The following is a 14,924-nucleotide window of genomic DNA, read 5'->3' on the forward strand; positions in this document are numbered from 1 at the left end:
GCCCCCTAGTCCGTTCGTCCCGAGCCGTCGCTCTTGAGCGGCAGATCGATGTATTTGCCCGAGGAACCCGCGACAACGCCGATCGTCGGTTCGAGCTCGCCCGCATCGTAGCGCAGCGCGGTCGCCATGATGTCGACGCCGAGCGGCGCTGCAACCTCGCTGCCGCCGCCACCGTGGTTCACCTGGCAGACGACGACGTACTTCGGATCGTCGTAGGGAGCATAGCACGCAAACCACGCCGATTCGATCTGCCCGTCGGAATATTCTGCAGTACCCGTTTTCGCCGCCGCGTCGATGCCGTATTCGGCGAACAGCTTTGCGACGCTTTCGTTTTCTGTCGCGACGCCGTGAAGCGCGTCGCGCATGATTGCAAGGTTCTCTGCAGGCACATCGGGCACACCGACCACTTCGGGCTCGTGTTCGACAACGACGTCGTTGGATGAATTGCGCACCTCTTTCAGGAAGTGGGGCTTCATGAGGTTGCCCGTGGCGATGGCTCCGTAGGCAACCGCCACCTGCAACGGCGTGACGAGCACGTCGCCTTGGCCGATGACCATATTCGTCAGATCGCCGCCCACCCACTGCTGGGCCTCGGGCACATCTTTCCAGTATTCGGCCTTCCATGTCGGAGTCGGGATGCGGCCGGCCCCTTCGCCGGGGATGTCAACACCGGTCAACGTTCCGAACTGGTACTTCTTCACGTAATCCTGCATAGCGGTATCGCTGATCGTACCGCCTTGCGACTCACCTGCCTGAAAGAAGCTCTTGCCGATTTCGTAGAACACCGTGTCGCACGACTCGACGATGCCTCCACGGAACCCGAGCGCGCCATGGCCCGTACGCAACCAGCATCGCTGGGGCGCGCCCGTGTTGAAGCCATCCCACGAACCCGTACAATCCCAGCTTCTCGACGTGTCGGCGAAGCCGTAGGCCAATCCCGCAAGCCCCGTGAACGCCTTGAACGTCGAAGCTGCGGCGTATTGGCCCGCGATGACGCGGTTCAGCAGCGGCTCGAATTTCTTGTCGGTGCTGTAGAGCGACCACAGATCGTCGCTTATTTCAGGAACGAAGCCTCCGGGCGTAAACGTGGGATAGCTCGCCATCGCGACGATGCTGCCGTCGCGCACGTCCATCACGATCGCGGAGGCGGAATCGCCCTTACCCGTGCCGATCGTCGAATCGGTGGGGGCGACCAAATCGGCGAGCATTCTGTCGACCGCGTATTGTACGGGAGCCTTAAGCGTGAGGTAGATATCGTTTCCCTTTTCCGGCTGGCTTTCAGACACGATACCCTGAACCGCTCCTTTGGCATCGGCCACGACTACCTGCATGCCGTGCGCGCCCGCAAGGTAGCGGTTGTAGCTGTATTCGACCCCCGATTGCCCGACCACATCGCCCATCTCGAGCTCTTCGCCGTCCACAACCGCTTCGAGGCCATCGGATGTCACGGTTCCCACGTATCCGAGCGCATGGGCGGCAAGCGCGCCCCACGGATACTCGCGCACCGCCCGGTCCTGAGTCGTCACACCGGGAAACGCTGCCTTGTGCTCGTCGATGAACGCGATGGCTCTCAGATCGACGTCGCTCGCGACAACGCGCTGACTTTGCGCCCCGGTAGTCTCGTCGAGAATGCGCATGCGGACGATGTTATGGGGAATGCCGAGCACCGCCGAGAGGCGCTGGACGACGGTCCGGTCCTGTGCGACCTCCGCGTCGGCGAGCACGGTGAGCGAGGTGCGGTTGCGCACAAGTTCGTAGCCGTCCGCATCGTAAATGTAGCCGCGCGGGGCGGGTGTGTACACCGTGCGGTACTGGTTTTCCTCGGCTTCCCTGCGATACGCCTCGCTGTCGAGGATCTGCAAGCTCCACACCTTCGCCGTCAACGATCCGAAGACCGCCGCCGCAAGCACGCCCATGGCCGCAAAGCGCGATTTAAGCGTTTCGCCGAGATTCACGGCAGAGGTTTGGGGCGCGTTCACGTGGGTGTCGCGGCTGGCACCGCGACCGGCGGGCATGCCGACGGTCTTGATGGCGCGCACATCCATGCGCTTGCTCGATGCCTTCGGAGCCTTCGTACGGTTGCGGATCGTGAACGCGATCACTACGGCGATGACGAGCACGACGAGCGTCGCTATGGTTGCGATGATTGCTGCAAGCATGGCAAGCCCCGATCAGCGGCGCTTGGGCTTCGACGACGATTTCAGCACGGGTCGGGCCGTCGGGGCGGCCGTCGATTTGACGAGGGGGCCGGCCGAGGGGGCGGAACCCCCGAGCGGCGAGCCCGATTGCAGAAACCGGACGGCGATCGGATAGAGCACGAGTGCGATAACGCAGTCGTAGAGCGCACAGGGAAGCGCCCGGTACAAAAACGCATCGACGAGACCTGCCGTATGGCCGAGGGCAATGAGGAACACCGCGTAGAACGCCTCGATCAAAAGCAGCGAAACGACGAGGATCACAAGGGGCATGAACAGCGTGTCGTTGTTGAGGACCGAAAACGCCCGCGAAGCGGCGAACGCCGCAAGCACGAGCAAAAACGCCATCGCACCGACCGGGCCGTACCCCAAAAGATCGTAGATGAGACCGAGCGCGAATGCGAGCACGAGAGACGAATTGGTCGGCCGCACGATAGCCACCACGAGCACGTAAGCGGCGAGGAAGTTGGGAACAGCAGAAAGGATAGCGATGTTGGGCGCAATGACCACCTGCGCAAACACGGCTATCACTGCACCGATGAGCACGGCGAGTGAATCACGATTCATTGGAAACACCTTCTCCCGGGTTGTCTGAAGACGGATTCGTTCCGTCAGCATCCCCGTTGCCCCCCGCAGTGTCCGATCCGTTTGCATCGCCCGAAGCCGAGCCGTTTGCATCGCCCGAAGCCGAGCCGCCGTCGGAACCGGGATTGCGAAACGTGCTCGACGCCGCGCCCTCGGTTTGCATGTCGAGCACGACGAGCACCTCTTGGAGGGGGGCGACCTCCCCGTTCTGCGCCACGACGGCGCGCACGGTCGAGCCGCTCGCGTTCTTCTCCACCTTCGTAACCGTGCCGATGATAAGGCCGCGGAAGAAATTCCCGCCCACACCCGAGGTGATGACGACGTCCCCTTCCTCTACCGAAGCGTCGGCAGCCATATCCTCGAGGTACAGCACGCCCTCCACCGATCCGTGCACGATCCCCTCGACACGGCTGGATTGCACCATCGCCGAGACACCGCTTTGCGCATCGTTCAAAAGCAGCACTTCGGCCGTTGTCGGCGTCGTCGAACGGATCATGCCGACAAGCCCCGCCTGTCCCATAACGGGAAGGCCGCTTCGCAAGCCGTCGTTTCCGCCCTTGTCGATCGTGACGATCCGGTTCCACGCATCGGTGCTTCTGCCGATCACGCGCGCGCCGGTTGATTCGAACCCGTACGCATCTTTGATGTCGAGCAGATCCTGGAGGCGCTCCGATTCCTGACGGTATTCCTCCAGCTGCGCATTAAGTTCGCGAAGCTGCTGGTTCTGGTCGCGCAGGCCGCTCATGGTCGAGTCGGACGCGGTCGCATCGGAAAGCGCGGTACCCGCCGTATCGAGGGCCGACCCGCCGAGCGAACCGACAAACTTGAACGGCGCGACGATGCCCGACACGGCGTTTTGCACCGTGTGGAGCACGCCTGAGTCCTCGTCTTCAAGGGCGTAAAGCGCCATGCTCGCAAGCGAGAGCGCTAAAAGCACAATCAGCAGCACAGGGCCGCCGATTGCAAGGGGTTTTCTCTGCTGGTTGAGAGCCACGGGGTGCGTCCCACCGCCTTATTTCGATCGCATGAGGGTCTGTTTGAGCGCTGTCGGGGTCTCGAGCACCTTGAGGCATCCGGTAACGACGTTGGTGAGCGCCGTCTCGCTGACCCACACCGGAATTTCGAGCTTGTCGGTGAGGTAGCGGTCGAGGCCAGAAAGCAGGCCGCCGCCGCCGGTGAGCAGGATGCCGTTCTGGATGATGTCGGAGGCCAGATCGGGGTTGGTCTTCTTGAACGTTTCCTTGATGTGCACGACCATCTCGTCGATGGGCGCCTGCAAGGCAGCACGCACGTCTTCGGATTGGATGGTGACCTCTTTGGGCTGTTCGGTAACTACGTCCTGGCCGGAGATGATCATATCGCGCTCGCGACCGTCTTCGAACGGGAGGATCGAGCCGATCTTGATCTTGATGACCTCGGCGGTGCGCTCGCCGATCTTGATGCCGAGCAAATCGCGCAGATGCACGGCAATCGCCTCGTCCATGCGGTTGCCCGCAAGGCGCAGCGACGAAGACGTGACGATACCGCCGAGCGATATGACCGCAACCTCGGTGGTGCCGCCGCCGATGTCGACGACCATGGAGCCCGTAGGCTCGGTCACCGGCAGATCGGCACCCATCGCCGCAGCCATAGGCTCCTCGATGAGGTAGGCTTGGCGGGCGCCCGCCTGGATGGCGGCTTCGAACACGGCTCGCTTCTCGACAGAGGTCGCGCCGCAGGGAATGCAGATGACGATGCGCGGCTTCGCCTGCCACGGATACTTGCGCACCGACGCTTTGCTGATGAATGCCGAAAGCATGGCCTCGGTCACATCGTAGTCGGCGATCACGCCGTCGCGCAGCGGGTGCTCTGCGGAAAATGCGTCGGGCGTATGGTTGATCATGTTCTTCGCCTCATGACCGACGGCTAAAACGCGATGCGTGCTCTTTTCGATGGCGACGACCGAAGGCTCGTTGATCACGATACCCTCGCCCTTTATGGCGACAAGCGTATTTGCAGTCCCGAGGTCGATGGCCATGTCGGACGACATCTGACCCCCGAACCCCGAAAACATATCGAAAATGGACATAAAGGCAAACCCCTTTATCATCATTAAACATGCGAACCTGCATTTTAGCACAGGGCAAAATGCAGGTGCGAAAATCCACAGGTGGTACATGCTGCGCTTGAAGCGCGCACCCACGCAAACGGGGTCTTTGCCCATCTGGGCAAAGACCCCGTGATCGCGCGTTTCGCTGCAAAAGCGCGGCTAGTGCACGCTGCAGGACAGACACGGGTCGTAGGCCCGCACAAGCTTCTCAATTTCAAGGCGGATCGCATCCTCGGTGCACCCTTCCCCGCTCATCTTCTCGGCGAGCAGGCGCATGTCGGCTTCGAGGTTCGCGACGTTTTGCGCCGTCGGTGTCATGATGGACGCGTGCAGAACCTTGCCGGCCTCGTCGAGCTCGAGATCGTGGAAGAGCGCGCCTCTCGGGGCTTCGGTGAACCCGACGCCGCGTCCCGCCCTCACCTCGAAGTCCACGGGCTTGCTCGATCCTTCAACTTCGTTCGATGCGAGCATGCGGCAAATACCTGAGCATCTATCGAGCGCATCGACAAGCTCGACGGCCTGCGCGACGTTGTTCATGAAGGGATTCAACTCGGGAGGCCGAAGGCCTGCCTTCGCAGCCGCGACCTTCGCCCGCGAGCTCAAATGAGCCCATGACGCGTTGATGCGCGCGAGCGCGGCCGTCATGTACGGCGATCCCGTCTCTCTGACCCGCGCGAACAACGCGCCCGAATGGGTGACGGCGTACTCTTCGATATGTTCGCCGACGTCGTTTGCGTCGAACTCGATACCCGCTTTCAAGAAGCGCGCCGTGTCGGAGCATTCGATGGGATAGTACTCGTCCATCACCATGGCGAGCATGTCGCCCTGCGTAGCGATATCGGGCGTTTCGAAGGAGTCGAACAGATCGACCGTCTTAAGCACGAACGGGATCATGGCCTCCATCTTGTCGGCGAGCTTAAGGTAGTCCGGAGCCTCTATCTCGTGGGTGAATCCGCCTACGACCGCCGTGATGGGATGGACGCTTCGGCCCCCCACCTTCGTGCAGAGCTCGTTTCCGAGCGCCTTGAGCTCGAGTGCCTGCTGGAACAGCATCGGATCGCTCTCGGCAAGCGGAAACACGCTCGGCAACCCCACGAAATCGGGGGCGGCGAACACGAACAGGTGCGTCGCGTGGTTCTGCAGATACGATCCGTAGATCAAAAGCTCGCGCAACGCGCGGGTGCGAGGCGTCGGCTCGACGCCGAAGATGCGCTCGATGGCCTTCAGATCGGTGACCACGTGGCTCGCCGAGCAGATGCCGCAAATGCGCGAGGAGATGTAGGGGATTTCAGAGAATATCCTGCCCTTGACCATGCTCTCGAACAGGCGGGCCGGCTCGACGACGTTCATCTCGACCGTTTCGACGATGCCGTCTTTGATGACGACGTGCACGTTGCCGTGGCCTTCGATGCGGGCGATGTGATCGACGTGTATGGCTGTTTTCGTCATGGCTTACCCCTGGCCCTTCGCTGATCTGGCAGGATTGGTCTGGTTGAACATCTCGAGCGCCTTGTCGAACGCCTCGACCGAAACGCCGTAGCGCGCCACCGACTCACGGGCCGATTCGAGGTTCGCATCGGGAGAGATGCCGCGGCATCCGTTGCACGGACGACCGAGGTTCACGCAGCGCGCCCCGCACCCGGCAAGCGTCACCAACCCCAAGCAGAGCGTCCCTTCGCCGTAGAAGCAGCCCGTCTCGTTGCGTTTGCAATCGCCGCACATCGTACGTGTGGAAACCGTCGCGTTCGAGCCGTACAGCGCGCGGGTAAGCGTTTCGATGAACTCGAACGGATCGATCGGACAGCACGGCACACGGTACTCCACCTCGATGACGCTCGGTACCGAACGCGGCGCGATCATGCCTCCGCACGCCTCGGGAACCGTATCGTACACCTCGGCCGGACGCGAAAGGTGATGGGCGGCCGCCATACCGGGAATGCCCGCAGTGTTGGCGCACGCGCCTATGGCGATGACCGCTTTCGCCTTATCCCGCAGCTCCCGTACCAGCGATTCGGACTCCTCGGTCGTTACCGCGCCCTCGATGATGACGACGTCGAACTCGTCGGGCATCGGTTCGCTCGAAGCGAGCTGCCAGTACGTAAGCTCGATCTGTCCGAGCACGTCGAGCAGGTGGGATTCGACGTTGGTTATCTGCAGCTGGCAGCCGAAGCAGCTGGCCAGACCCACGATTACCACGCGAGGCGGCGTGGGTTTCTCATCGCATGCTATACAGTTCGCGCACATATCACATCGACCCCTGGATATTCTTGGCTTCCCAATAATTGAATACGGGCCCGTCGATGCAGACGTATTGGTGCCCGATCTGGCAATGGCCGCACTTGCCCATGCCGCACTTCATGTGGCGCTCGAAACTCACGTAGATATGGTCGTAGCTGATGCCCTTCTTCCGCATCTCGTCGATGACGAACCGGTACATGACCGGCGGTCCGCACAGCGCCCCGAACGTGTTCGACGCGTCGAGCTCGAGGTGCTCGAACGGCTTGGTCACAAGCCCCACTTCCCCGTCCCACGTCTCGTCGGGCACATCGACGGTGAGGTAGAGGTCGAAATCCTTGCGATGGCGCCACATCTCGAACTGGTTGCGGAACATCACCTCGCTCGGATTCTTCGCCCCGTAGATGATCGTGACCTTGCCGAACTCGCTACGCTCGTCGTGGATGTTGTTGATGAGCGAGCGCAAAGGCGCGATGCCGAGGCCCCCTGCCACGCACAAGATGTCGTGGCCCTTCATCTCCTCGAACGGGAAACCGCGCCCAAACGGGCCGCGCAACCCCACGATGTCACCGCACTGCATCTTGTGGAGCACTTCGGTGAATTCGCCGGTACGCCGCACGCACAGCTCGATGAAGCCCTGCTTCGAGGGCGAACCCGATATGGATATGGGAGCCTCGCCCACGCCGAAGATGCTCACCTCGACGAACTGGCCCGGCTCATGGCGGAACGCCTCGCGCACCCGCTCATCGATCAGGCGGAACTCGAAGAGCTTCTCGGTCGGGGTAATCTCGACGATCGAGGTGATGCGGGCGGGCCACGGACGATACGGATTCGCCGCCATCATCTCCTCGCCCGTGAGGGGACGCGTGTACTCGGCAACGGGAGACACGTGCACCGTGTTCGCCGCACAGCTATTCGCCATCTTCGGCCCCCTTTCGCTCGAAGAACCTGAGCACCTCGATCGGGTTGATGTTCGCCTTGCATGCCTTCACGCAGCGACCGCAGCCCACGCACAGCATGCGGTCGTGGTTGGCGAGAAAGCCGTTGAGCTTGTGGTACATGCGGTGCCGCACGCGCCCGCGCCCGTTTTCGCGGAAGTTGTGACCGCCTGCGACGAGCGCGAACTGCGGTGCCGTGCAGGCATCCCAGGACCGCTCGCGCCTGCCGGTTTTCCCGTCGGGGTCGAGGGTGTCGCGGATGTCGAAGCAGAAGCAGGTAGGGCACACCGCCGAACACGCCGTGCAGGCAAGGCAGCGCCCGCCGAGCTCTTCCCAGTACGGATCCTTGTGGAAGGCGTCCATGAGCATGGCGACTTCTTGGATGTCGGGGATGTCGCGGTTGAAGCTCTCCTGCCGAGTGCGCGTAGCGTGGCGAAACGCGATGCGGTCCTCGTCGGTCGCAACACGGGGATTACAGGCCGCTTCGAGGATGTTCGCCGCCTCGACGCTCGAGATGCTCACGAGGTACTTCCCGCCGATGTCCTGCAAGAACAGATCGTAGCCGAACCGGGCCTCGTCGCTTCCGAGGATGTTGCAGAAGCACTTTTCGCCCGGCGTACAGGAAACCCCCACGATGAGCGTTGCTTCGCGGCGGGCGACGTAATAGGGATCAGGGTATTTGCCGTCTTTGAACACGAGATCGAGCCGGTTGATGGCGTTGATATCGCAGGCATGCGCGCCGAAGATGACGCGCGGCGTGATTTCCACTGCGAATTCGGTAACCTCGTTCACGGTCGCATCGAATTCGAACAGCGTTTCGGTACTGGGAAGGAAGTACTTCTTGGGCGATACGATAGTCGTATCGTAGTCGAGCGCTATCTCGTCGGGGCTTTCGATCGCATCAAACACGTAGCCCCGGTCGCGTTTGACCGGAGCTACGACTTCGTACGAATCCATGAAAGCCGAAACGAGTGAGGGAAGCTCTGTCGCGTCGATAACACGATATAGCATGCACCTGCTCCTCTTCTTTCGAACCCGTCGTATGAAACGGCCTGCTTCGCAGGTCCGCCAGGCTTTACGCGAAGAAGATACCCATCTCGCGCTCCGCCGACTCGGGGGAATCCGAGCCATGGATGACATTCTCGTCCATAACGAGGCCGAAATCGCCGCGAATCGTGCCGGGGGCAGCATCGGCGGGATTAGTGGCACCCATGAGCGTACGGCACTTTGCAACCGCGCCTTCGCCCGAAATGATCATCTTGACCACAGGACCCGAGGTGATGTACTCGATGAGCCCGTTGTAAAACGGCTTGCCCTCGTGCTCCGCGTAGTTGGCGGCCGCCTGCTCGGGCGTAACATTTCCGAGTTCGAGGCGCTCGATCGCAAGGCCTGCGCGCTCGAAGCGGTTGACGATCTCGCCGATATGCTTGTTCTTTACGCCGTCGGGCTTGATCATGATGTAGGTTTTCTGTACTGCCATGGTTTTCCTTTCGAATGGTATCGCGTTGTCGTGCATGCGAAAGCGCAAAGCGCAGCCGCACAAACTCCAGGGGGATCGGGCATGATTGCAGCATGCCCGCATCGGTCGGACGGCTTTGCGCCGTCCGACTCGGTTGATGCTATTGGTTTTGGGATGCGAAGTACAGCTCGACGTTCGAGACTTTCCACCCGATGAGGTCGCGCACCAGCGAAATCTGGTACGTCACTTCGCCGCCCTCTGCCGTTTTCGCATTGACGAAGGCGGTCGATTCGCTCATCGACTTGTTGACGCCGTCGATGGTCGCATTGGGATCGGCCTCGACGGCAGCGAGCATCGATTGGATCTTCTCATCGGAAAGATCCTTCGCGAATACCGAAGACGAAGCCGCCTCGGGATCGGCGAACAGCTCTTCGACAACCGTTTCCTGACTCGGGATGCCAAAGCCCTGCGTGAACAAAAACACCCCGGCCGCAAGCGCGATCAGGATCAGCGCAATGAAGAACACGAGGATCTTGAGGCCGACGTTGCGACGTTTGCGATCCTGCTTCGCTAAACCCTTAGACCACTGCTCGAGCTCTTCGTCGCTCGCGTTGAAGAAACGGTCGTCGGGAGCGTAGCCGGGCATCTGCTCGGCGCCGTAGGGCTCGTTGTAATAGTAGGCATCCTGCGGATTGCCGTACGCGTACGGATCTTCGACCGGATAGGCAGGCGTCCCGTCGGCGGGAACGTCGAGGCCCGACATGTCGGCGCTCACCGGCGACATGATGGCCGTCATCTCCGACGTGCCGCTTGCGACCGACCCGACGGCTCGCTGGTAATCGACGTTGGCGGAATCGCTCAGGAAGTACGTCTTATCCGCGAGCGCCGACTCGAACGCGGATACCGCCTTCTGCATCTGACCGCAGGCGACGTAGGCCTGCCCGAGGTTAGCGAACAGCTTGTTCCTCGTCGCCGGAGGCATGTCGAATTGCAGAGCGCTTTCGTACGAGGTCACCGCATCGGAGGGACGGTCGAGCGCCATGAAGCAGATACCGAGGTTCAGAAGCGATTTCGTCGGATCGGGATTGCCCTCGTCAAGCGCCGCCTGGCGAAACGCCACGCCTGCCTCAGCCGACTTGCCGAGCTTCAGAAGCGCGCTTCCCATAGCCGCATAAGCCTTGTAGGGCGTGTCGTACTTCGCGTCGGACACCGAGATCTCGAAATGCCTGACCGCATCCTCGTAGTCGTGAAGCGCCGCATACGCCATTCCCAGATTGTAGTTGACCGCGCCGACCGCGTCGTACACCGAATCAGCCGTTGCCTGGGTGTAGGCATGGATAGCCTCGTTGTAGTCGTCCAGCTTGACGAGGCAGTTGCCTATCTGGTGGTACAGAAGGCCCATCTCCCCCGGAGCCAGCGGATGGCTGACATCCTGCAAACACTGCGTGTACGCAGCGAGCGCCGCTTCGTAGTTCTTCGAAGCGTATGCCGAGCGGGCATGCTGGAAAATCTCGTTGTTCATCTGCTTCCTTTGAGTGTCGTTTGGTTCGAGATGCCGAGCGCGCTGGCTTTATGCGTTGGCGTTCTCGATTTCGATGCCCTCGATCACATCGCCCACACGCAACTGGGAGATGACATCTTTGCCCTCGATGGTCTGGCCGAACACGGTATAGCCCGAGTCGAGCGAATATTGGGGGCCCAGGCACAGGTAGAACTGAGAACCCGCCGAGTTCGGATCCTGCGAACGGGCCATAGCGAGCGCACCGTCCTCATGGACGTTGTTGGGATTGGTGGAGAACTCCTCTTTGATGGAGTAACCGGGGTTGCCCGTCCCGAGTCCTGCGCGGGGGTTGTTGGCCGCGGCCTTCACCTGCTCGGGATCGAGGTCGCGCGTCTTGGGACAACCGCCCTGGATGACGAATCCGGGAACGTAGCGGTGAAACTTCAGGTTGTCGTAAAAACCCTTCTGCGCAAGCTCGATGAAGTTGCCCACGTGGATCGGGGCGTCCTTGCCGGCGAGCTGTACGCGGATATCGCCCTTGGAGGTTTTGATGACGGCGATCTCGTCGCCCGTGGGCTGATACTCGGGAGTATATAACGCCATGGTATGGCTCCTTTTCGCATCGCTTCGACCTCCCTTGTCGCACGCGGCGCGCCTTGCGGGTGCCAACGTCGTCCGAACAGGGCGAGGCCATGGTTTTTCAACATACACGATTGGAGATTTTAGCAGGTAAGTACGCGACCTGTCCAAAAACCTTTCATCTTGACCTCAAAACCACACCCGCGAAGCTCGGCGCATGAGCCTCAAGGCTTGCAGGAGCGCGACCGTGCGGCCGTTGTACCAGCGGATGTGCCACTTGATGTACCAGCGACAAAAAAGAGGCCGGAAACACCTTCCGACCTCGCATAATCAAAGTGGTGCCCTTGACAGGATTCGAACCTGCGGCTTTCTGCTCCGGAGGCAGACGCTCTATCCCCTGAGCTACAAGGGCACGGGATGAGATTATACGCTATTATGTCTCAATCGTAATAATAAGTTCGCAAGAATTCACAGGGGCGTATGGAAGAGACGATTTGCATCGAGCGGCTGAGCTACGGAAGCGCCGCTATCGGACATCGGGCCGACGGAAAGACCGTCTTCGTTGAAGGCGGCGTGCCAGGCGATACGGTGCGCATTGCCGTTGACGAGGAAAAGCCGTCGTTCTGCACTGCGCACATCGTCGAAGTCGTAGAAGCCTCGCCCGCGCGCGTGCAGGCACCGTGCCCTTACGTCGATGTATGCGGGGGATGCCCATGGCAGCACATCGCGTATCCCGCTCAGCTCGAGGCAAAGCGGGCGAACGTGGTGTCGGCCCTCGTGCGCACGGCGCGTTTCGATCCGCAGGCTGCCGAAAGCCTTGTTGCAGCCCCCCTGCCGAGCAAACGCGAGACCGGCTACCGCAACAAGCTCGAATTCGGGGCGGAGCGCACCGATGCGGGCCGTTTCGCACTCGGGTTTCGCAAAGAGCATTCCCACAAGCTGTTCTCCCCCGACACGTGCTTGATCGCGCACAAAGCCATCGCCAAAGCCCCCAAGGCGCTGCGCGGGGCGCTCGGGTACCTGCAGCGGTCCCAAGACCTCGGCATCTTCCGCGTCGGCGTGCGTCATAGCGTGCGCACGCACGATTTGGAGATCGCTCTCTGGACCGAGCCGGGGCCGTTTCCCCGCAAGGCAGTCGCGAGCACGCTCAGAAGCGCTCTTCCCGCCACGAGCATCGTGCGCGTTATGGCCGATCCGGGCAAAATCCGCACGATCAAAGGCGTGGAAGCGCTTGAAGGAAAGGGCTTTTGGGAAGAAGATCTTGCGGGCAATCGCTTCCGCACAAGCGCCCCCTCGTTTTTCCAGGTGAACACCGCCCAGGCGGAGCGGCTCGTCGAAGCCGTCCTGCAGGGCCTCGAGCTCGAGGAAGGCGACCTCGTCGCCGACCTCTATGCAGGCGGCGGCACGTTCTCGATTCCGCTTTCGAAAGCGGGGGCCGAGGTGCTTGCCGTGGAGTCGGCTGCGTCATCGGTAAGGGACCTGCGCCGCAACGCCGAGGCGAACGATGCCTACGTGGAAGTCATCGGAGGCGATTCGGCACGGGAGCTGCCGCTTTTGGGAGACCTCGATGCTCTTGTAGTCGATCCGCCGCGCACAGGCCTCGCCAAAGGCGTAGCGGAAAGCATCGCCGAAGCCGCCCCGGCGCGTGTTGCGTACGTAAGCTGCGATCCGGCAACCTGGGCCCGCGACGTGACGCGCTTCCAAGAGGTCGGTTACCACCTTGCCCGCGTGCAACCGGTCGATATGTTCCCGCAAACGTACCACACCGAGATAGCAAGCATCTTCGAGCACCGCAGCTAAACGGCGCTCGAAGACACGCGAGGCGATCTAGGGAAAACGCCACCTCGGTTCTATGCACCCGAAACGGCGTTCTCGGCATCCTTCGCACCTTCCGCCCGAGCGGTCGACGCAAAGGCGCTTGAGTCGAAATCACCCCTCTTTGCCCTTTACCGACAACCGCTTCATGGGGCTTACTGCAATAGCTACGAGGAACAGCACGAGCGCTGCGATGCCGCACACGGCAAGCACGATGAACCCCATGTTGAATCCGAGGTTCTGCATAACCGCCGCCACGATCACAAATACCGCTGCACCGCCAAGGTAGAACCCGCCCATCCCGAACGCGTTGATCGACGTGTAGTCCTTCATGCCGAACAGCTGGGGAATGAACAGGGCGGGAAGAATCTGAACCGGCCCTATAAGCGCGCACGGCACCAAGCTACCGACAGCAACGGGAAGCGCTCCCCCGTCAGCCCACGCCACCATCAAGCCGACGCCCACCGCAAAGCCGACGAACACGATGACCGATGTAATCGACGCGCCGAGCTTCTTTGATACGCTACCGGATACCAAGCTGATGACAGCGACGATCATCGCGAAGACGGAAAGCAGCGTTGCCGCCAGCGAGGCGGACAGGCCGTTGCCGACGAAGAAGTACGATGCGTAAGCCGAATACCCGTTGAGCGGAAACGATGCGAGCACCATCGCAAAGAAGAACAGGTAGAGGGCTGGCGAGCGTAAAGCATCGTGCAACGTAAAGCCTGACTCTTCCGCATCCGAGGAAGCGGAATCGCTGCGAAGGCCTTCGTCATCGCGCCCGTCGGCGGCATCAGCCCCGACGCCGGCCGCCGAAGCCTTTCCGGCACCCTCAGACGGCAACTTTCCGATGAGGACGAGGTTCGAGAACAAGCCGAACACGAGTGTGACGGCCGCGAAAATGTAGACGATCGTTCGGTAGTCGAGCACATTGAGCATCACGGACTCGACAAGAACCTCGCCTGCCACGAGGAAACTCATGACGCCGACAACGATACCGAAGACCGTCGGCGTTCTCGCTCCGTAGAATTCGGCGAGAACGCCCGCAGCGGCGGCGTGGGCCCCGATAGCAAGCACAATGCCGTTGATGACGTTTGCGACATACCAGAGCGCTGTGCTTGTCGCCGTCGCTATGAGGCACAGAACAACGCACACGCAGATCGTCCCGATGAGAAGACAGCGCCGCGCCCCGATCTTCGTGATGAACTTTGCGCCGATCAAACTTCCGACGAATGCGAAGATCGTTGCGAGCATAGGCCCGAACGAATAATCGGTGACAGTAGCCCCCATGCCCTCGATGAGCAAGGGCGCAATGGCGTTCAAAACAGAGGTGGATCCGATACCGACCGCAAGGATGATCGCGCATCCCGCAGCCGCCATCGCAGGTCTTTTGCTACGCGTTTCAGCCATAATAAAACCTTTCCTTCGGTGTGCGAGGAATAGAGATACTGAAATCCCGAAGCCGGGCGTCGGCGATGCATACGGAAACATCGAACCGCCCGATTGCCGGAAGCCGCTGGCCCTGGCG

Annotated in this window: 13 protein-coding genes and 1 tRNA gene; 1 reads left to right on the forward strand and 13 read right to left on the reverse strand. The window is 61.2% G+C overall.

Annotated elements, in window-relative coordinates; translation table 11 throughout:
• Positions 1–5: 5 nt before the first annotated feature.
• The 12 genes from mrdA to FJE54_RS13780 form a co-directional block, all read right to left on the reverse strand.
• On the reverse strand, positions 6–2,159 hold the full coding sequence (gene mrdA, locus FJE54_RS13725) for a penicillin-binding protein 2 (protein WP_139653363.1): 2,154 nt from the start codon (positions 2,157–2,159) through the stop codon (positions 6–8).
• A 12-nt stretch (positions 2,160–2,171) separates the two neighbouring features.
• Positions 2,172–2,762, reverse strand: coding sequence for a rod shape-determining protein MreD (gene mreD / locus FJE54_RS13730; RefSeq protein ID WP_139653364.1), 591 nt, complete (start codon positions 2,760–2,762; stop codon positions 2,172–2,174).
• Positions 2,752–3,774 (reverse strand): rod shape-determining protein MreC, encoded by a 1,023-nt coding sequence (mreC, locus tag FJE54_RS13735; protein WP_255467443.1) that lies wholly within the window; start codon positions 3,772–3,774, stop codon positions 2,752–2,754. The genes mreD and mreC overlap by 11 nt, the downstream gene beginning before the upstream one ends.
• Before the next feature lie 18 nt (positions 3,775–3,792).
• The gene (locus FJE54_RS13740) at positions 3,793–4,848 is read right to left on the reverse strand and encodes a rod shape-determining protein (RefSeq protein WP_102378410.1); all 1,056 of its coding nucleotides are present in this window, start codon (positions 4,846–4,848) and stop codon (positions 3,793–3,795) included.
• 180 nt (positions 4,849–5,028) lie between these two features.
• Positions 5,029–6,318, reverse strand: a complete 1,290-nt coding sequence (locus FJE54_RS13745; protein WP_139653365.1) for a Ni/Fe hydrogenase subunit alpha — start codon at positions 6,316–6,318, stop codon at positions 5,029–5,031.
• Between the two features lie 3 nt (positions 6,319–6,321).
• A complete protein-coding gene (locus FJE54_RS13750) occupies positions 6,322–7,113 on the reverse strand; it encodes an NADH-quinone oxidoreductase subunit B family protein (RefSeq protein ID WP_139653366.1) in 792 nt (263 codons plus the stop codon).
• 1 nt (position 7,114) lies between these two features.
• Positions 7,115–8,026, reverse strand: a complete 912-nt coding sequence (locus FJE54_RS13755) for an FAD/NAD(P)-binding protein (protein WP_139653367.1) — start codon at positions 8,024–8,026, stop codon at positions 7,115–7,117.
• Positions 8,016–9,053: a 4Fe-4S dicluster domain-containing protein gene (locus FJE54_RS13760; RefSeq protein ID WP_139653368.1), complete on the reverse strand. Its 1,038-nt coding sequence runs from the start codon at positions 9,051–9,053 to the stop codon at positions 8,016–8,018. The genes FJE54_RS13755 and FJE54_RS13760 overlap by 11 nt, the downstream gene beginning before the upstream one ends.
• Before the next feature lie 64 nt (positions 9,054–9,117).
• Positions 9,118–9,522 carry a nucleoside-diphosphate kinase gene (gene ndk / locus FJE54_RS13765; RefSeq protein ID WP_139653369.1) on the reverse strand — a complete coding sequence of 135 codons (405 nt, stop codon included), beginning with the start codon at positions 9,520–9,522 and terminating at the stop codon, positions 9,118–9,120.
• 139 nt (positions 9,523–9,661) lie between these two features.
• Positions 9,662–11,023, reverse strand: coding sequence for a tetratricopeptide repeat protein (locus FJE54_RS13770; protein ID WP_139653370.1), 1,362 nt, complete (start codon positions 11,021–11,023; stop codon positions 9,662–9,664).
• A gap of 48 nt (positions 11,024–11,071) precedes the next feature.
• Positions 11,072–11,605, reverse strand: a complete 534-nt coding sequence (locus FJE54_RS13775; protein ID WP_139653371.1) for a peptidylprolyl isomerase — start codon at positions 11,603–11,605, stop codon at positions 11,072–11,074.
• Between the two features lie 312 nt (positions 11,606–11,917).
• Positions 11,918–11,993, reverse strand: a tRNA-Arg gene (locus FJE54_RS13780).
• A 68-nt stretch (positions 11,994–12,061) separates the two neighbouring features.
• Here FJE54_RS13780 and rlmD point away from each other — a divergent pair.
• Entirely contained in the window at positions 12,062–13,381 is a 1,320-nt protein-coding gene (rlmD, locus tag FJE54_RS13785) for a 23S rRNA (uracil(1939)-C(5))-methyltransferase RlmD (protein WP_139653372.1), read from the forward strand.
• Positions 13,382–13,510: 129 nt separating this feature from the next.
• Here the strand turns inward: rlmD and FJE54_RS13790 are convergent, their stop codons facing one another.
• A complete protein-coding gene (locus FJE54_RS13790) occupies positions 13,511–14,806 on the reverse strand; it encodes an MFS transporter (protein ID WP_180326746.1) in 1,296 nt (431 codons plus the stop codon).
• Positions 14,807–14,924 lie beyond the last annotated feature (118 nt).

It is taken from the genome of Raoultibacter phocaeensis, from assembly GCF_901411515.1.
Lineage (GTDB): Bacteria > Actinomycetota > Coriobacteriia > Coriobacteriales > Eggerthellaceae > Raoultibacter > Raoultibacter phocaeensis.